We start from the raw sequence: 16,894 nt of genomic DNA, 5'->3' as shown, positions 1-16,894 counted from the left end.
TGAACCGACTTTCTTTATTTCCCGAATTTTTCCATCTGGAAACCATCATAAGCCAAAATGAGGCTTTCTGTGGCAAGATGGCTGTCGTTGGAAATCAGCACCGGTCCCAAATATTTTGCGGGGAAGGCATTTTTCAATTTCCAAAACATGATCGGTTGGTGTTGGTTATCCAGCAGATGAATCACCACATCCCTGCGTTCCACCGTTCCGAAATTGTTGGTATTGATCCACTCAAAGAACTGGTTGTCGCCCTGGATGATATTCCTTTTCAGGACCACTTCCGAAAATCTGGTGATTCCGGGGATTTTTAATTCCGAATTTTCACGGGAATTGCCGTTTCGCATTGCCACCACATCCACGGAAATGTCCAGTCCGCTGATTTCAAGGAATTCTACTCTGTTTCCGCCCCATTCCGCAGTGAAATGGTAGCGGCTGATTGTTTTTGGTTGAGCCATAATTATAAGTTTTAAGGTTGAATTCAAAATTACAAAAACGGATTGAAAATGGCCGAAAAAAATCTCTTTCAATTTCGCTAAATTTGCAGGATGAATCAAAACACAATCTGTGCATTGGCAACGGCAAATGGAGTGGGAGCTATAGGAATTATAAGGGTTTCGGGTGATCAATCCTTTGAAATCGTCAATAAAGTTTTTCAGGGAAAAGATTTGACGAAAGTAGCTACCCACACGGTACATTACGGCTATATCGTAGATGCAGACGCTGAAAAATCGGAAAACCAAAGCCATTCCGTCCCTCATCCGGATGCGGAAAACCACGTGATTGATGAAGTGATGGTTTCCGTTTTCAAGGCACCGAAAACTTTTACTGCCGAAGATTCCGTGGAAATCTCATTTCACGGTTCCCCGCATATTGCCAACAAGATTTTGGAAGTTTTGATAAAAAACGGGGCCAGAATGGCGAAAGCCGGCGAGTTTACCATGCGCGCCTTCATGAACGGAAGAATCGATCTGAGTCAGGCGGAATCTATTGCCGACTTGATTGCCTCTGAAAATGAAGCCTCCAGAAAACTTGCCCTGAACCAATTGAAAGGTGGAATATCCAGCGAGATTTCCCTGTTGCGGGGCGATTTGCTGAACTTCACCTCTTTGGTGGAGCTGGAACTGGACTTCGCCGAAGAAGATGTGGAGTTTGCCGACCGAAGTGCAATGAACGCGCTTTTGAACCGACTTGAAAATAAGCTGGCTTCACTTATCGAAAGTTTTCAGTACGGAAATGCGATCAAGAATGGGGTGGAAGTCGCCATCATTGGGAAGCCGAATGCCGGGAAATCGACTTTGCTAAACGCCTTGCTGAAAGAAGAAAGGGCGATTGTCTCCGATATTGCTGGTACCACCCGGGACACGATAGAGGAAGTTTTGCACCTCAACGGAAACGCTTTTCGCCTGATCGATACGGCGGGATTGCGCGAAACCAGTGATGAGATTGAAAAAATAGGGGTAGTGAAAGCCAAAGAAAAAGTGGCGAAAGCTTCCATTCTGGTTTATCTGGTCGATGCCAATTCAACCGATATTTCCGACGACATCCAAATGCTGAATGAATTGATGCGGCCGGATTTGAAAACCATTATTTGTCTTACAAAGATCGATAAAGCTCCTGATGCCGCCCATTCCGCGGGTGATCCCGAATATTCCGGGTTGCTCCATCAACTCCGTTCAGGACTTTCATTTTCTGATTTCAAGCTGCTGAAGATCTCTGCTTTAGAAAACCGGAACCTTCAGCAATTGAAGACGGAGCTCTCTTCCTACGTTGAAAACCTCAAAACCGGGGAAAACACGGTGATCACCAATCAGCGTCATTATGAGGCCTTGCAGAAATCCCTGGAATCTGTGAACCGGGTGAAAGCCGCCATCTCGCAGGGAATCCAGACCGAACTTTTGGCTTATGAACTTCGGTACGCCTTGGAACACCTGGGTGAGATTTCCGGTGAGTTTACCAATGATGAGGTTTTGGGAAATATTTTTTCTAAGTTCTGTATCGGAAAGTAATCGCTATTTTCTAAGCACCATAATACAACTATACAACCCGCATTAATAAATGAAAAACAGAAAGTGTTAATTGACATTTTCTGACATTTGTTGACATATTTTATACTGCTAAATGTGATACTCCGTTGTTTTTAATCTCTAAAAATATGAATTTTAGGATACTCTAAGAGCCTGTTTTCACAAGGTACAATATAGCTTTCCAAATGGTTCTTAAATCATGTTTTCTTTTTCTTTCATTGAAAATTAAAGTCTTTTTTATAAATTTCCACTGATTGTCAGTAATGTTGGTTGGATAATTTTTCAGCTGCGACTTAATTGTTTAGTAACCAATGAGTTACGAAAAATATTTAACGTAAACAACTGACGATCATTTTTTTATGAAATTATTTTGTAAAAAAAATACTTCATACAAATTTTTATAATTTAATTTTTAAACAGGCTCTAAGAAATGATGTCGTGATTTTTAGCTGAAAGATGAAAACTAATTACAAGAGTAATGAAAGAAACATCTCAAAAAATGTAGCAATTGTAAACTATGAATAACAATATCAAACTTTCGCGGAAAAAACTTTATGACAAAGTCTGGACTACACCAATGATTCAGCTGGCAAAGGAATTTAATTTGTCGGATAATGGCTTACGAAAAATCTGTAAAAATTTTGATATTCCCGTTCCCCCTGCTGGTTATTGGCAAAAGCTGCAATATGGTAAAAAAGTAGCTCAGTTTCCCTTACCTAAAAAGGAAGAAGAAAAAGACATCAATATTAATGTTGATGTCTTGAAACAAAATTTTTCTCCTGAGGACCCAATCAGAAGTGCCGTTATTGAAAAAATTTAAAATAACTCATCATTAATTTTAAAAGTAGGTGATAGACTGAACAGACCAGATGATATTACTTTAAAAACACAATCCAATCTTGATAAGAAAAAATTACCGAATTCATATGAAAAGCTAAAAGGAACAATTAGTACAAGCCGAGGATTACCAAGTATTACAGTTTCTCCTAAAAATGTTTCTCGTTCGTTAAGAATTTTGGATAATCTGATTAAGAACTTTAGAATTTTAGGGTATAAAGTACTATTAAGTGATGAAGGAATGACAATTACGGCTTATGATGAAGACAAGATGCTGGTGCATATTCGAGAAAAAAGTAATGCAATTGACAATATAGATGAAAGAGGCCGGAAAAGCAGAGACTTGGTTGCGAATGGTAAATTAGCTGTTAAAATTGGAAGATTTGGCACTTTTGATTTTGCGGATACTAACAAATCTCTTGTTGAAGATCAGATTGAAAAGATTTTAATCAAAATTGAAACTGAGTTTCAAAAAATGGTTGAAAATAGACGAAGATGGAAAATTGACGAAGAAAGACGACAAGAGCTTCGAAAGATAGAGGAAGCTAAACAAAAGTTAAAAGATGATGAACTCAGCAAATTCATTGCCTTCTATAATGATGCACATCCTTGGAAAAAATTTATGGTATTAAAGGAATATTTCGAATATAAATAATCTGAAAATCCTGATGACCAAGAGTGGATTCAGTGGGCTGAAAGAAAATTGGATTGGAACAATCCTGCAAAAAATGAATTTGATAGCGTACTAGATCAGGTAGATAAAGATACTTTGGAAGATACTTCAAAAAAGAAATGGAGATGGTAGCGAAAACAAGCACTATTTTAAAAATAAATATTTTTTATTTCTACATCTGAAAAACACTCTCTTTAATTATATTCAATAACATATAATTTAACTCCATTGCCTTGTGTTATATTCATTTGCATATAATTTGTATATTTGTTCATTAATCGTTGCAAAAGCATATAATTATGTATAGTAGTCTGTCGAATTTTGTTAAGCAAAAACGTAAAGAGGCAAATTTAACCCAGGAAGAATTTGCCGAGAGAGCAGGTGTTGCACTTACTGTTATCCGAAAAATAGAGCAAGGAAAAGAAAACTTAAGTTTAGCAAAAGTAAATCAGGTGCTTTTAATGTTTGGCAGTAAACTAATTCCTATAAATACTAAAGAGATAGAATAATGAGACAAGGAAAAGTTTTTTACAACAGCACTTTTGCAGGGACCATTACCGAAACTAATGATGGTGAATATACATTTTCGTATGATGCAATGTATATTCAAGAGTATCCAAAACAATTCATCACATTTTCTATGCCTGTAACGGATACAGTTTATCGGGAGAAGAGGCTGTTTCCTTTTTTTGAAGGATTAATTCCAGAGGGATGGCTTTTAGATATTGCTTCAGATAATTGGAAAATTAATAAAAATGACCGGATGGGACTGCTTTTAGCTTGTTGCAAAAATTGTATTGGATCAGTGAGTGTTCAACCTTTTTACTTAAATAACGATGAGTAAGTGTCTTTTTTGTTATCAGGATCTGAAAGATCAAGAAATTGATTTTCACACCAAATGCTGCAAAAAAATCTTTGGCACAGCAACAGCTCCTTTACTCAATTATACCTTGGGTGAAATGGAAGCTTTAGCGAAGGAAATTATAGAAACGTCTATTTCAGTACCTGGTGTTCAACCCAAATTGTCCTTAGGCTTTATAAAAGAAACTTTAGATAGTGGAAAAGGAAGATTAACAGTTTTAGAAGCCTTGGGAGGAAATTATATCCTGAAGCCACAGAATATCAATTTCCCGGAAATGCCCGAGAATGAACATTTAACTATGAAATTGGCAGAACTGTTAGGTATTCAGACTGTTGTTTCGTCATTGATACGCTTAAAGTCGGGTGAGTTTTCTTACATTACCAGAAGAATTGACAGAACGGCAAATGGCGAAAAAATACATATGCTGGATATGTTTCAAATTACAGAAGCTTTCGACAAATATCGAAGTTCGGTAGAGAAAGTAGGAAAAGCAGTTATTGAATATTCATCCAATACTTTACTGGACGTATTAAGACTTTACGAAGTTATTATTTTCAGTTATATCACAGGCAATAATGATATGCATCTTAAGAATTTTTCTTTGATTCTAAAGGATGAAAACTGGGTACTTTCACCTGCCTACGATTTGCTAAATGTTCAGCTCCATCTTCCAGAAGATAGGGAAGAAACAGCTTTAACGATTGGAGGCAAGAAAAATCGTCTGACAAAAACCGATTTTATCAATTTGGGATTAAAATTTGGTCTCTCAGAAAAGCAAATCGAAAATGTTTTCAAAAGATTGATCAAAGCAGAAAAGAAAATGTCAACATTGATTTCTCAATCCTTTCTCCATGATGAAAATAAAATTCAGTATCGTGAGTTGATAAAACAAAGGGTAAAACTATTTCAATAAGGTAAAATCTGTACTGCTTTTGTACACTTCAATGCTTCAAAAACAGCATTATTAAAAGAAATTTTACTTTCTGTATCGCAAAATATGCTTCTTTACCGACCATTAAGCCGCATTACCAGCCAGCCCACTATACTGCCATAATGCCCCATTCACTGCATTTTGCGAGGTGATGATGCCTACAATGCTTTCTTGGTGCAGGATGGGTGCAGGTTTTCACATGAAAACAGGTTCAAAAACAGGGGGTTTCTTACGGATTGGTAAGAGTTGCTGTTGATGAACCTGTTTGGTCAAGCTTGTTGCTTGCGCCTAATTATTCGACGATGAATTTTCCGTGCATCTGTGCTGCGTGCCCAGGGAAGGAGCAGATGAAGTCATAAGTGCCTTTTTCGGGCGCTGCAAACTCGATCGTTGCACTTTCTCCACCACCTAAGGTTTTGGTGTGGGCAATCACCTCTGGAAGCAGGCTTTCAGGAACCTCGAAATCGGGAGCTTTTCCTTCCTGTACGGCTTTGGCGGCAAATGCGGCAACATCTGTCCCCATTTTAAGCAATACAAAATTGTGCCCCATTGAGGTTTTGGCCAAGGTTCCCACATGATGTAAAGTAAGACGGACTTGCTTTCCGGCGGGTACTTTAATTTCGGTTTTGTCGAACTTCATGGCGTCTTCAGCATTCAGCTCAACATCTACCGTACCTTGAGTTTCAGCGGGTGCTGCGGTTTGCTCAGTAGGCGCTGTGGTTTCTGTTTGCGGAGCCGCAGTTGTCTGCTCCTCGGTGGTGTTTTTGCTGCAAGAGGCCATTACCAAAGCTGCAATCGCTAATACTGAAAGTTGCTTTACTTTTTTCATAATACTAAAATAGTTTAAAATTAGGTTTTTGCTTTAAATAAGAGTTAAAGCTCTTAGGCAAAGATAACTTTAAGCCATAAATAAAACAAGGTTTTGCTTGTTTAATTAACAGGATTAATATCATGTTTTTTTTTAGTTTGTTGAGGTTGTTTGTGGATTTTACTTGGGATTACTTACTTTTGCGGAATCTAATTTAACAAGTTCTTTTAGGGAAAATGAAAAGAAATGTCTCAGACCGTATTTTACTGATCTTAAAAAAGGGTGGCGAGGTTTCCGTGGCTGCATTGGCGGCTGAATTGGGGATTACCAAAGAAGGCGCCCGGCTGCACCTCCTGAAACTGGCGGAGCAACATTACGTGAAAAGTACCCAAAAGACCGAAGGGGTAGGCAGGCCGATCACGTATTACTCGCTGTCCAAGAAAGGACAGTCTGAATTTCCGGATGCCCACGCCACCGTCACGGTAGAACTGCTGAGGTCGGTAAAGAAACTCCTGGGCGACAATGCGGTGGATTTGATGATCACCGAACGCGAACAGCAGGTTCACCAGCGCTATGAGCAGGAAATTGAAGGCAGCAAATCCCTGGAGGAAAGACTGGAGCGTTTGTGCGCCATCCGTTCTGCGGAGGGATATATGGCGGAATGGCGGACTGAGAATGGCGACTATTTCCTGATCCAGAACCACTGTCCGATTGGGGCGGCTGCGAATGAGTGTGGTGGTTTTTGCAGGGCCGAATTGGCGAATTTTAAACGGTTGATCGGTAGTGAATTTGAAATGGAGCGGGTGCATCACCTGATGTCCGGAGCAAATCACTGTGTTTATAAGATTACCTCTTAACAGTTCTTTAACAGGTTTTTTTGCCGGTCTGAAATGATGTGGCATCTTCAGTTTTGCTTCAGCATCTATTCCGAATCTTCATCAGCAATTACAGAAATGGTCTGAAAACGGATGTTTCTGAATATCAGCAGGGTGGGTGAAATTGGTTTTTATTCAAATTCCTGTAAAAAGTATTTTCCTGCGAATCCTCTCACGGGCTTTATTTTTTTAACATTTCTTTAGCGTTACAAAAAAAATATCCTTTTTTCTTACGTAAAAAAGTCAAACGTCGTAGCTTTACTTTAAGAAACTGATCAGAGGATCAGTAGTTTAAACCAAAAGCCCATAACGATGAAAACTTTAAAATTCATGCGCAATCCTTTGCGAAGTTTAGGATTGTTTTTCGTGCTGATGCCATTTGGCAGCAGTTTCGCACAAAACCAACATCATGAGACCACCTTGGACAAAATCGTGGAGACCACTTTCGTGGTGAAAGATTTTGATGTCTGGAGACCTCAATTTCTGAAAGATTCCCTGATGCGGAAGCAGTATGGAATCGATACTTTTATCACCATCTCGAAAATTGGTGAACCACATTACATCATGAACGTAGCAACTGTTGATGATGTAGCCAATGCCAAAAAAGCAATGAACAATCACGCTACCCATTCCATGGAAGCGATGCGCGAAATGAGCGGAGTGAAGAATGTCTATTATCAGGTGGTGCGCTTCGTTCCGTCGCCCAACGGAACCAAATGGATGATTATGAACCACCGCGTGAAGGATTTCGATACCTGGTTTGCCGGCTTTCAAAAAGGAAAATCCATCCGTGATGCGGCCGGACTGGTGGATGTGCTGGTTGCCAGAAACATTGATGACCCCAATATGGTGCAGGTGGTGAACGATATTACGGACATGAAGAAAGCCAAAGAATTCCCACACTCCAAAATCTTGAAAAAGAGAATGAAAATGGCCGGGGTGATCGGAACTCCCGAAGTGGCGTACTATGAAACCAGATAAGGATTTCAATGATAAATACAGAAGGTCTTCGATTGGTTTCGAAGGCCTTTTTTTGTTGCCCGACCGCAATTTCGATGCCGTTTTGAAACATGCTTAAAGCGCATTGATCCACAGCGGTCCTTCTTCATCACTGACTGATTTGCTGTTATGACCCATCCTAAAATAACTATACAGGTTACTAAATAAATCCTGAAATAATGATACAGATATTTTAAGCAAATCTGATAACGCCTCCATCCATTGTTATTCGGCGTGATAGTGACATGCTATTGCCGTTGATAATCAGGCTGCAGCAAAGTGATCTGTTCAGAAATTCCTGCTTTAGCGCAGCTAAGAATTCGGCTCGCGCACTTCCCCAACCACCGTTTCCTACTTCCCGGTTAAAAGTTTCGATAAGTTCTGCGTCAGATTTTAATGCTAACTGCGCTTTAAATGGATAAGAAGATGTTTTCATAATATTTTTGTTTAATGAATTTTTTAGAATTCGTGTCGGTACACTGCTTTTGAAACTTAGTTGTCCTCAGATGTTGTAATTCTGTTAGCTACCGGCACCACAGGTTTTGCTAAAGACATCGTTTGCCCTGCAATGATGGCGCTGCTGTCCATACTTCTTTTCAGTATTTCGTCTTGTAAGATATTTTACTTGTTGTGAAGATGTATTGGTCTGGCGATTGACCGGTCCCATCCATCCCATTTTTCCGGATAGAAACCGAGGCTTGTTTAGGATGGCAATTCCTGGTGACTTACTTGTTTTTAAACCTTTCGATTTCCTCCATCCATTCCTTCAGTTCTGCCAGACCTCCCTTCTTTCTGCACCATCCACACCCGAACTGCTCTTCGAAGACATTGAGCATCAGCGGATGTTTGGAAACATTGGGACACGATGCCGTCCACAGGCCTTTTTCCTGGTCATAAGGTCGCGGAAAAAGTGAATTTTCATTTAGAAATTCGATGAAAGGACCGGTGAAGTCACTCACCGTCTTTTTAGTCCACTGCACCCTCATCCGCTCCCAGTCATTTTGGGTGAAGACCTTGCTGGACTGGTAAAGTCGGGGAATCCCATCGGTAAAGCGGTCTCTTTCAATTTTTTGCTCCACAATTTCATAGAGGTCCAGGCGGAGTTGATCCGTCAGTTCATACACTTGTGGGTCTGCTTTTAAAGGACATTCGGTTATATCCGGATTTCTGTCATATTCATCATCCAGCAGCACCCGTGATAATATCCGGAATTTGTGATGCTTTATCACTTCATAATACAGTTCCAGATACACTTCTCCCAATGGGGTACGGTATTCAAGGGTGACCAGGTGTTTCCTGCGAGGGTAGATCTTTGGTGGTGCAGAGGCGTGCTTGTTTTTCATGATGGTACTAATGTTAGTTGATATTAAACAGTAACCATCAGGAGCATTCGTAGTAGAAAGTCAATTGTAAACCTTTTATTGTGGCAGGACTGCCCTCATACTATACCACCGTGGAGGGTTAACTCTCGGTTGGCGTCCGCACTCGGCGGATCTCGTGATGATTGTGACGCAAATGTAGGAATTAATTTTTAGTGAATATTTTTTTTGTTTTTTTTCAAAAAAAACTTAGTAAATCAAAGTAAAAGAAAACATTTCAAAATATCCGTTTCATTCAGTTGCATAATCCTACAGCGTGTTAATAGGAAAATTTGTTTACACCCATACACCCTATATGGATTACCTTTTTTTTCTTTCAATTGCATTTTGTATTTTTACCATTCCACGAAAAAAATTAATGGCTCAAAACAAAAACGCGGTTATTCGTTATAAAGCATTGGACAAATGCTTCTCAAATCCGTATAAAAAATTCTACATCAATGATCTGATTGAATATTGTTCCAATGTTCTTACAGATCATTACGCAACAGAAACCACAGTATCACGCCGTCAGATTTTTGACGATATGGATTTCATGAAAAGTGAAGCTGGTTATGATGCACCCATTGAGAGCATTCAGGACGGTCGTAAGGTCTTCTACAGATATTCCGATCCTGATTTTTCTATCCTTAAGAAACCGTTGTCCTCACAAGAAATTGGACAACTTACAGAAGCCTTGGAAACAATGAGCAGAATGAAAAATCTTCCCGGTTTCGATTGGATTGAGGAAATTACGACAAAAATTAATGCGGGCTTAAATCTGCAACATACCGAGAAAAAAGTTATTGATTTTGAAGTTAACGAATATCTGAAGGGTCTCGAATTCCTAAGTACACTCTATCAGTTTATCCTCAATAAGCAGCCGATTACAATTTTGTACAAAAGTTTTAAATCAAAAACGGTTTCCTCTTTTGAGATTTCGCCTTACTATCTGAAACAGTACAATAACCGATGGTTTTTGTTTGGTTGGAATAATAAAGAAAAATACATTAACAATCTTGCGCTGGATCGTATTGAACGTGTTGAATCCTTTAAAAGCACTTTTGTAGAAAGTGAAATAGACTTCAATGAGTATTTTGAGGAAATTATTGGCGTGAGTAATAATTTGGACGAGGAACCCGTAACAGTAACGATAGAATTGTCCGAAAATATTATTCCGTACATCATCACAAAACCATTACATGGTTCGCAAAAAGTGAAAGGAAATATTTTGACTTTAGAGGTGAAGCTTAATTATGAATTAGAAGCATTAATTTTGTCTTTCGGCGAAAAAATGAAGGTCTTGAAACCAAGTGAATTTGTAGATCGTGTTCAAGCGAGGGTGAGAAATCTAAACAATTATTATTAATGCACTTTAGTTGCACAGATGTTTTGTTATATTTGTGATTATCCGAAGGTCAAAAAAATGAATTTAAAACTGAGTATAAATGGAATCAAAGTTCACTTTTCTTCTGCCAACTTATGAGGAGCTGTTTCAGTTTGCTACAGTAGCCGAAAAATTATACTTCGTTGATCCGAGTTCGTCAATTGCAAAATCGAGGTTGGTAGCTGAAAAGCTGATTCGTTTCATTGCAGCATTTGAGGAGCTGGAAGTCGTGGACATGAAGCAAGTTGACATTATCAACTTCCTGAAATATTATAATATATTGCCGGATCAGGTGAAAAACCTATTTCACTTCATTAGAAAATCCGGGAATACGGCGTCGCATGAAGGCATTGGCACAAAGGAAGAAGCTTTATCCACCCTCGAAAGCATATATAAATTATTGGTGTGGTTTTTCGAAACCTATGAAAATGACTTTATCGCCGATAAAACATACATTCCGCTTCAACCGACTGAAAACAAGGAAGAAATTGAAGAACTGAATAAAAAACTTGAAGGTCTTACGATAACCATTCAGCAGTACGAAGAAAAAATTAGAAACTTCAATATTTCTGAAGAACAGAAAGCAAGCAGAAGAAAACTTGCGGAGCAAAAAGCAGACAAAATTCAGTGGAGTGAGAAAGAAACCCGGATTCAACTGATTGACCCGCAGTTGCGGGATGCAGGTTGGGAATGCGATACCGAAACCGTCAATTATAAAACCCATAAAACACTTCCCGAGAAAAACAGAAATATGGCGATTGCAGAATGGCCATGCAAAGGTGGTTATGTGGATTATGCTTTATTTGTAGGGACAAAATTATATGCGGTGGTAGAAGCAAAAAGATTTGGGACGGATATTTCTACAGACCTTTATCAGTCGAAAGTATATGCTGAAAATATCGTTATTAAAGAAGAAGTTAATAATCTCGGAATCTGGGAAGATTATAAAGTTCCGTTTGCTTTTTCCACGAACGGTAGAGCGTATTTTGAGCAGTTGAGAACTAAAAGCGGAATCTGGTTTCAGGATATCAGAATTTCTACAAACCGCTCACGGCCATTGCGTGGTTGGTATTCGCCAAAAGGTTTAGAAGAGCTTTTTGAAAGAGACATTCATTTAGCCAATCAGAAATTGCAGGACAGCAATCCTGATTATCTGACTTCCAAAAATGGTCTTAATCTTTATTATTATCAGCTTGATGCAATCAATGCTGTTGAAGATAAAATTATTAATCAGCCCGAAGAGCAGAAAGCGCTTATTGTCATGGCAACGGGAACCGGGAAAACAAGAACCATAAATGGATTAATTTACCGCTTGATCAAAGCCAATCGATTTGAAAGAATTTTGTTTCTTACTGACCGACGACTACTTTCAAAGCAGGCTATTGACAGCATAAAGGAGAATAAGATAGAATTAATGGAATCTTTTTCCGGTATCTACAAGCTAGAGGAACTTAAAATCGCAAGACCCGATTCCGAAACACGGCTGCATTTTGCCACGGTTCAAAGTATGGTAAAACGGCTCTTTTATTCTGACGAACCGCCATTAACGGTTGATGCTTATGACTGCATCATCGTAGATGAAGCACATCGCGGCTACAATTTGGATAAGGAACTGGATGATGACGAACTGCTTTTCAAGAACGAAGAAGACTATTTTTCCCAATATAAGAGAGTTCTTGAATATTTCGATGCCTACAGAATCGGACTTACTGCAACGCCAGCACTTCACACGACGCAGGTTTTCGGAATGCCGACTTACAGCTATTCCTATAGACAGGCAGTGATCGACGGTTATCTCGTGGATTTTGAACCGCCGTTTGAAATCGTTACCGAACTGAATTCCGAAGGAATAAAATGGCAGAAAGGTGAAAAACCAACAGTTTATGATCTGGCAACGGGAGAAATTGTGGATTTGGCTGAATTAGAAGACGATTTGAAATTCGAAATTGATGATTTCAATAAAAGAGTGCTTAATGAAAACTTCAACAGGGAGGTCGTAAAAAAGCTTGTAGAATATCTCGATCCTGAAGGAGAAGAAAAAACTTTGATTTTTGCAGCTCGCGATTCCCACGCCGATACGGTGGTGGATTTGCTGAAAGAGGAATTCGAAAATATTGGAGTGGATCTACACGATAAAGCTATTGTGAAAATTACCGGTTCGGTGTATAATAACGAACAGTTAACTCGGGATTTCAAATACGAAAAATATCCAAATATTGTAGTTACGGTAGATTTGCTTTCCACGGGAGTAGATGTGCGTCCCATCTGCAATATCGTATTTTTGAGAAGAGTGAAGTCAAGAATTCTTTATGAGCAAATGCTTGGTCGCGCGACAAGATTGTGTCCGGAAATTGGGAAAGAATCATTCCGAATCTTTGATGCGGTGAAGCAGTATGAAGCCATGGAAGAATTCACTACGATGAAGCCGGTTTCCAATCCATCTTTTACCTTCAAGCAGCTTACAGATGAACTGGATAAGATAAGAAATGACGACATCCTTAGGAAACAGGCAGATGTAATCTCTGCCAAGCTTAATCGCAAGCTAAAGAAAATGTCGGAGGAGCAAAAAGAAACTTTTGCATTTTACTCCCGAGAGGTTTCTGTGGAAGATTTTATGAAAACGCTGAAAGAGAAAAAAGGTCAGGATTTATATGGTTTTATTAAAGAACATGTTGATTTATGGGATTTTCTCGACCAAAAAGTTTATAAACCAATCCCACAATTTATTTCAGACCATCCGGATCAGGTAAGAGAGGTGAGGCGCGGTTACGGAAATGCATCCAAGCCCGAAGATTATATCGAAGGTTTCAAAACCTTTATCGAAGACAATAAGAACACGATCGACGCTATTAGAATCATCTGTAACAGGCCACAGGATCTGGACCGCAAATCCTTAAAAGAACTTAAATTATTGCTTGACGAAAAAGGTTATACTGAATCCCATCTCAACACCGCCTGGAAATCTACAAAAAACGTGGACATTGCAGCAGATATTATTGCCTATATTCGCACCCTGTCTTTGGGGACCGATTTGATAAGCCACGAACAGCGCATAAAAAATGCCATTGCAAAGATCAAACAGAAAAAATCTTTTAATGCCATACAAACCAAGTGGATCGACCGCTTCGAAAAACAGTTGCTTGCAGAATCGGTGCTTACCAAAAAAGACCTTGATCTGAAACCTTTCATTGATGAAGGAGGTTTCAAACGATTAGACAAGATATTTAATTATGAGCTGGAACCGTTAATCGCCGAGCTCAATACCGAACTTTATGCGTAAAAGAACTTTGCCAAAGTTCCAAACTTTGGCAAAGTTGAACCCCAAAAAAAAATTATAAGTATGTCCGCACAGGAAATAGCAAACAAACTATGGAACCTCTGTAACGTCCTTCGTGATGATGGCGTTACCTATCACCAATATCTAAACGAACTAACCTACATCCTCTTCCTGAAACTTTCAGAAGTAAAAGGGTTCGCAAACGACTTCCCCGAAAAATACCGTTGGGAAAAATTTGTGAAAGAAACCGACAATGTCGCCGCTTTCAACCTTTACCGGGAATTTCTGGCAACCGTGAGCAACGAAACTTCTAGCGAAAGCGTAAAAGAAATTTATACTAATGCTTCCACTACTTTAACTAAACCTGTGAACTTCAATACACTGGTTCAGGCAATTGATAAACTGGATTGGTACGAGGAAACCGACCGCGATGTGATGGGCGACATCTACGAAAGTCTGCTCGAAAAAAATGCGGGCGAAAAGAAAAGCGGTGCCGGACAATATTTTACGCCTCGTCCGCTGATTAATGTGATGGTAAAACTGATGGCGCCGAAACCCGGCGAACGCTGGAACGATCCTGCTTGCGGAACTTTTGGATTTATGATTTCTGCCAATCAATATTTGCTCGACAAATACGATTACCTCTACAGTTTGGAAGGTAAGGCAAGGAACTTTCAGTTGGAAGATGCGATGAGCGGGGTAGAACTCGTTGCCGATGCACACCGTTTGGCTTTGATGAATGCAAGATTACACGGAATGGAAAGCCGCATTATGCTTGGTGATACGCTCACTTCCTTAGGAAAAGGACTGAAAAATTTCGATGGAGTTCTCGCAAATCCGCCGTTTGGAACCAAGAAAGGTGGTGAAAGACCAACACGCGACGACCTTACTTTTCTTACGAGCAACAAGCAGCTCAACTTTCTGCAGCATATTTACCGAAGTCTGAAACCGGGCGGAAAAGCAGCCGTGGTTTTACCTGACAATGTTTTGTTTGAAGACGGCGACGGACAACACATCCGGAAAGATTTGATGGAAAAGTGCAACCTGCACACCATTCTGCGTTTGCCCACGGGAATTTTCTATGCAGCCGGAGTGAAAACCAATGTCCTGTTCTTTACCCGTGGAAAAAAAGACGAAGCCAATACCCAAAATATTTGGTTTTACGATATGCGCACCAACACGCCGAGTTACGGAAAACGAACGCCGTTTACCGAAAAGGCGTTTGACGATTTGATCCTCGCATACACCGGTGGAACGAAACCGGAAGACTTAATGGAATTTGATGGCGATTTTGATGAAGCTAAGCGTGCTGAAATACAGGACGAAAGATGGCAGAAGATTTCCCGCGAAACCATTGCCGCCAAAAACGATACGCTGGATTTGGGACTGATTGCGGATAGCAGTTTAACCAATGCCGAGGATTTGGGAGAACCTTTGGATATTGCCAAAGAAGCACTCCACGAACTGAAAGCGATAGAAAAAGAGTTAAATGATTTGATAAAAGAACTGGCGTAACTCAAAAAACGGAATTGGAATAACTTTGCCAAAGTTTCAAACTTTGGCAAAGTTGAGCGAAAAACAAAAATAAATATGGAGAATAACTTGCCGAAGAATTGGGTACAGACAAGTATAGGTAATGTTTCAGAAATTATTAGAGGCGTTTCATATAAAAAAGATCAGGCTTTTTCTGATTCAAATGCAAATTCTGTTTACATTCTTCGAGGTGGAAATATTCAAGATGAAAAATTAGACTTTGAAACGGACGACAATGTTTTTGTAGATAAGACATTGATAAACGAAAATCAATTTGTTAAGAAGTATGATGTTGTAATTGTTGGCTCAACCGGAAGTAAGAAATTAATTGGTAAGGCTGGAATTGCTGAACAAGATTTTGATTCGGTTGCATTCGGTGCATTTCTAATGCTTTTAAGAACAAGGAAAATTGATAAAAAATTTCATTCTTACTTTTTTCAGACTAAATATTATCGAAACTTAATTGCTGAATTAGCTGGAGGCGTGAATATTAATAATATTCGCAAGGAGTATTTGGAAAATATGAAATTTCCTCTCCCTCCACTTCCCGAGCAGGAACGCATTGTTGCCAAATTAGATGCGCTTTTTGCACAGCACGAAACCATCAAAAAATCTTTGGACAAAATTCCGCAACTGCTGAAAGATTTTCGGCAGCAGGTTTTAACACAGGCGGTGACGGGGAAACTGACAGAGAAATGGCGGGAAGGAAAGGATTTGGAGGAGTGGAGAGAAGAAAAGTTAAAAAATATTATTAAAGTTAAATCTGGGAATTCATTATCTGCGAATCAGAGAGAAGTTGGTGCAATTCCGGTTTTTGGAGGTAATGGAATTACCGGATACCATAATAAGGCAAATATTTTTCAAGAAACAATTGTCATAGGTAGGGTTGGATTTTATTGTGGAAGTATTCATTTGACTTCAGAATTAGCTTGGGTAACTGATAATGCTTTGATTGTTGATAATTTAATGGATAATAATATTAAATTCTTATTTTTTTTGTTGAAATATCTAAAATTGGGAACATACAATAATTCTACAGCACAACCTGTTATTTCAGGATCAAAAATTTATGATATTGAAGCAAGAGTACCGTCTATAATTGAACAACAAGAAATCGTTTCCCGCATCGAATCCCTTTTCGCCAAAGCCGACGCCATCGAAAGCCGCTACCAAAAACTAAAGAAAAAAGTAGAGCAGCTTCCACAGGTCATCCTGCACAAAGCATTCAAAGGCGAACTTGTTCCCCAGCTTCCTACAGACGGCGACGCGAAAGATCTGCTGAAGGAGATAATGGAGCTGAAGAAGGCGGGAGTGAAGAAATAAGCAAGAA

Annotated in this window: 16 protein-coding genes and 1 riboswitch; of the genes, 12 read left to right on the top strand and 4 right to left on the bottom strand. The window is 39.3% G+C overall.

Going from position 1 to position 16,894, the window contains the following annotated elements:
- Nucleotides 1-14 precede the first annotated feature (14 nt).
- The gene (locus ACM44_RS09350) at nucleotides 15-455 is read right to left on the bottom strand and encodes a phage tail protein (RefSeq protein WP_048499936.1); all 441 of its coding nucleotides are present in this window, start codon (nucleotides 453-455) and stop codon (nucleotides 15-17) included.
- Between the two features lie 90 nt (nucleotides 456-545).
- Between ACM44_RS09350 and mnmE the strand changes: the two genes are divergently transcribed.
- The 6 genes from mnmE (at nucleotide 546) to ACM44_RS09320 (ending at nucleotide 5,309) form a co-directional block, all read left to right on the top strand.
- Nucleotides 546-2,006, top strand: a complete 1,461-nt coding sequence (gene mnmE / locus ACM44_RS09345) for a tRNA uridine-5-carboxymethylaminomethyl(34) synthesis GTPase MnmE (protein WP_048499779.1) — start codon at nucleotides 546-548, stop codon at nucleotides 2,004-2,006.
- 535 nt (nucleotides 2,007-2,541) lie between these two features.
- A complete protein-coding gene (locus ACM44_RS09340; protein ID WP_048499778.1) occupies nucleotides 2,542-2,844 on the top strand; it encodes a hypothetical protein in 303 nt (100 codons plus the stop codon).
- A 195-nt stretch (nucleotides 2,845-3,039) separates the two neighbouring features.
- On the top strand, nucleotides 3,040-3,516 hold the full coding sequence (locus tag ACM44_RS09335) for a hypothetical protein (RefSeq protein WP_152669330.1): 477 nt from the start codon (nucleotides 3,040-3,042) through the stop codon (nucleotides 3,514-3,516).
- 317 nt (nucleotides 3,517-3,833) lie between these two features.
- Complete coding sequence (locus ACM44_RS09330) at nucleotides 3,834-4,043, top strand: helix-turn-helix domain-containing protein (RefSeq protein WP_048499935.1); 210 nt, start codon at nucleotides 3,834-3,836, stop codon at nucleotides 4,041-4,043.
- Nucleotides 4,043-4,378, top strand: coding sequence for a HipA N-terminal domain-containing protein (locus ACM44_RS09325; protein WP_048499776.1), 336 nt, complete (start codon nucleotides 4,043-4,045; stop codon nucleotides 4,376-4,378). The genes ACM44_RS09330 and ACM44_RS09325 overlap by 1 nt, the downstream gene beginning before the upstream one ends.
- Before the next feature lie 115 nt (nucleotides 4,379-4,493).
- A complete protein-coding gene (locus ACM44_RS09320) occupies nucleotides 4,494-5,309 on the top strand; it encodes a HipA domain-containing protein (protein ID WP_316932552.1) in 816 nt (271 codons plus the stop codon).
- Nucleotides 5,310-5,619: 310 nt separating this feature from the next.
- Here the strand turns inward: ACM44_RS09320 and ACM44_RS09315 are convergent, their stop codons facing one another.
- The gene (locus ACM44_RS09315; protein ID WP_048499774.1) at nucleotides 5,620-6,156 is read right to left on the bottom strand and encodes a plastocyanin/azurin family copper-binding protein; all 537 of its coding nucleotides are present in this window, start codon (nucleotides 6,154-6,156) and stop codon (nucleotides 5,620-5,622) included.
- A gap of 215 nt (nucleotides 6,157-6,371) precedes the next feature.
- On the opposite strand from ACM44_RS09315, the gene ACM44_RS09310 reads away from it, so the two are divergent.
- On the top strand, nucleotides 6,372-6,992 hold the full coding sequence (locus tag ACM44_RS09310; RefSeq protein ID WP_048499773.1) for a helix-turn-helix transcriptional regulator: 621 nt from the start codon (nucleotides 6,372-6,374) through the stop codon (nucleotides 6,990-6,992).
- A gap of 330 nt (nucleotides 6,993-7,322) precedes the next feature.
- Complete coding sequence (locus ACM44_RS09305) at nucleotides 7,323-7,991, top strand: hypothetical protein (RefSeq protein WP_048499772.1); 669 nt, start codon at nucleotides 7,323-7,325, stop codon at nucleotides 7,989-7,991.
- A gap of 211 nt (nucleotides 7,992-8,202) precedes the next feature.
- Here the strand turns inward: ACM44_RS09305 and ACM44_RS09300 are convergent, their stop codons facing one another.
- Together ACM44_RS09300 and ACM44_RS09295 are read right to left on the bottom strand one after the other, a co-directional pair.
- Complete coding sequence (locus ACM44_RS09300; RefSeq protein ID WP_048499771.1) at nucleotides 8,203-8,445, bottom strand: hypothetical protein; 243 nt, start codon at nucleotides 8,443-8,445, stop codon at nucleotides 8,203-8,205.
- Nucleotides 8,446-8,734: 289 nt separating this feature from the next.
- A complete protein-coding gene (locus ACM44_RS09295; RefSeq protein ID WP_048499770.1) occupies nucleotides 8,735-9,352 on the bottom strand; it encodes a hypothetical protein in 618 nt (205 codons plus the stop codon).
- A gap of 66 nt (nucleotides 9,353-9,418) precedes the next feature.
- A riboswitch (SAM-I-IV-variant riboswitch) is annotated at nucleotides 9,419-9,518 on the bottom strand.
- Nucleotides 9,519-9,746: 228 nt separating this feature from the next.
- On the opposite strand from ACM44_RS09295, the gene ACM44_RS09290 reads away from it, so the two are divergent.
- From ACM44_RS09290 to ACM44_RS09275, 4 genes are all read left to right on the top strand, one after another.
- On the top strand, nucleotides 9,747-10,736 hold the full coding sequence (locus ACM44_RS09290) for a helix-turn-helix transcriptional regulator (protein ID WP_048499934.1): 990 nt from the start codon (nucleotides 9,747-9,749) through the stop codon (nucleotides 10,734-10,736).
- A gap of 79 nt (nucleotides 10,737-10,815) precedes the next feature.
- A complete protein-coding gene (hsdR, locus tag ACM44_RS09285) occupies nucleotides 10,816-14,034 on the top strand; it encodes a type I restriction-modification system endonuclease (protein WP_048499769.1) in 3,219 nt (1,072 codons plus the stop codon).
- A 60-nt stretch (nucleotides 14,035-14,094) separates the two neighbouring features.
- The gene (locus tag ACM44_RS09280) at nucleotides 14,095-15,546 is read left to right on the top strand and encodes a class I SAM-dependent DNA methyltransferase (RefSeq protein WP_048499768.1); all 1,452 of its coding nucleotides are present in this window, start codon (nucleotides 14,095-14,097) and stop codon (nucleotides 15,544-15,546) included.
- A gap of 75 nt (nucleotides 15,547-15,621) precedes the next feature.
- The gene (locus ACM44_RS09275; RefSeq protein WP_048499767.1) at nucleotides 15,622-16,887 is read left to right on the top strand and encodes a restriction endonuclease subunit S; all 1,266 of its coding nucleotides are present in this window, start codon (nucleotides 15,622-15,624) and stop codon (nucleotides 16,885-16,887) included.
- The last annotated feature ends 7 nt before the right edge of the window (nucleotides 16,888-16,894 follow it).

The sequence above is a fragment of the Chryseobacterium koreense CCUG 49689 genome, from assembly GCF_001045435.1.
GTDB lineage: Bacteria > Bacteroidota > Bacteroidia > Flavobacteriales > Weeksellaceae > Kaistella > Kaistella koreensis.
Note: the sequence above shows the minus strand (reverse complement) of the source record. Positions and strands in the feature narration are given on the sequence as shown.

What these genes read in the sequence shown, in the direction of transcription:
- ACM44_RS09305 (WP_048499772.1), top strand. Translation starts at nt 7,323, where the DNA reads ATGAAAACTTTAAAATTCATGCGCAATCCTTTGCGAAGTTTAGGATTG.
- ACM44_RS09315 (WP_048499774.1), bottom strand. Translation starts at nt 6,156, where the DNA reads ATGAAAAAAGTAAAGCAACTTTCAGTATTAGCGATTGCAGCTTTGGTA.
- hsdR (WP_048499769.1), top strand. Translation starts at nt 10,816, where the DNA reads ATGGAATCAAAGTTCACTTTTCTTCTGCCAACTTATGAGGAGCTGTTT.
- ACM44_RS09275 (WP_048499767.1), top strand. Translation starts at nt 15,622, where the DNA reads ATGGAGAATAACTTGCCGAAGAATTGGGTACAGACAAGTATAGGTAAT.
- mnmE (WP_048499779.1), top strand. Translation starts at nt 546, where the DNA reads ATGAATCAAAACACAATCTGTGCATTGGCAACGGCAAATGGAGTGGGA.
- ACM44_RS09290 (WP_048499934.1), top strand. Translation starts at nt 9,747, where the DNA reads ATGGCTCAAAACAAAAACGCGGTTATTCGTTATAAAGCATTGGACAAA.
- ACM44_RS09280 (WP_048499768.1), top strand. Translation starts at nt 14,095, where the DNA reads ATGTCCGCACAGGAAATAGCAAACAAACTATGGAACCTCTGTAACGTC.
- ACM44_RS09310 (WP_048499773.1), top strand. Translation starts at nt 6,372, where the DNA reads ATGAAAAGAAATGTCTCAGACCGTATTTTACTGATCTTAAAAAAGGGT.
- ACM44_RS09330 (WP_048499935.1), top strand. Translation starts at nt 3,834, where the DNA reads ATGTATAGTAGTCTGTCGAATTTTGTTAAGCAAAAACGTAAAGAGGCA.
- ACM44_RS09300 (WP_048499771.1), bottom strand. Translation starts at nt 8,445, where the DNA reads ATGAAAACATCTTCTTATCCATTTAAAGCGCAGTTAGCATTAAAATCT.
- ACM44_RS09350 (WP_048499936.1), bottom strand. Translation starts at nt 455, where the DNA reads ATGGCTCAACCAAAAACAATCAGCCGCTACCATTTCACTGCGGAATGG.
- ACM44_RS09325 (WP_048499776.1), top strand. Translation starts at nt 4,043, where the DNA reads ATGAGACAAGGAAAAGTTTTTTACAACAGCACTTTTGCAGGGACCATT.
- ACM44_RS09320 (WP_316932552.1), top strand. Translation starts at nt 4,494, where the DNA reads ATGGAAGCTTTAGCGAAGGAAATTATAGAAACGTCTATTTCAGTACCT.
- ACM44_RS09340 (WP_048499778.1), top strand. Translation starts at nt 2,542, where the DNA reads ATGAATAACAATATCAAACTTTCGCGGAAAAAACTTTATGACAAAGTC.
- ACM44_RS09295 (WP_048499770.1), bottom strand. Translation starts at nt 9,352, where the DNA reads ATGAAAAACAAGCACGCCTCTGCACCACCAAAGATCTACCCTCGCAGG.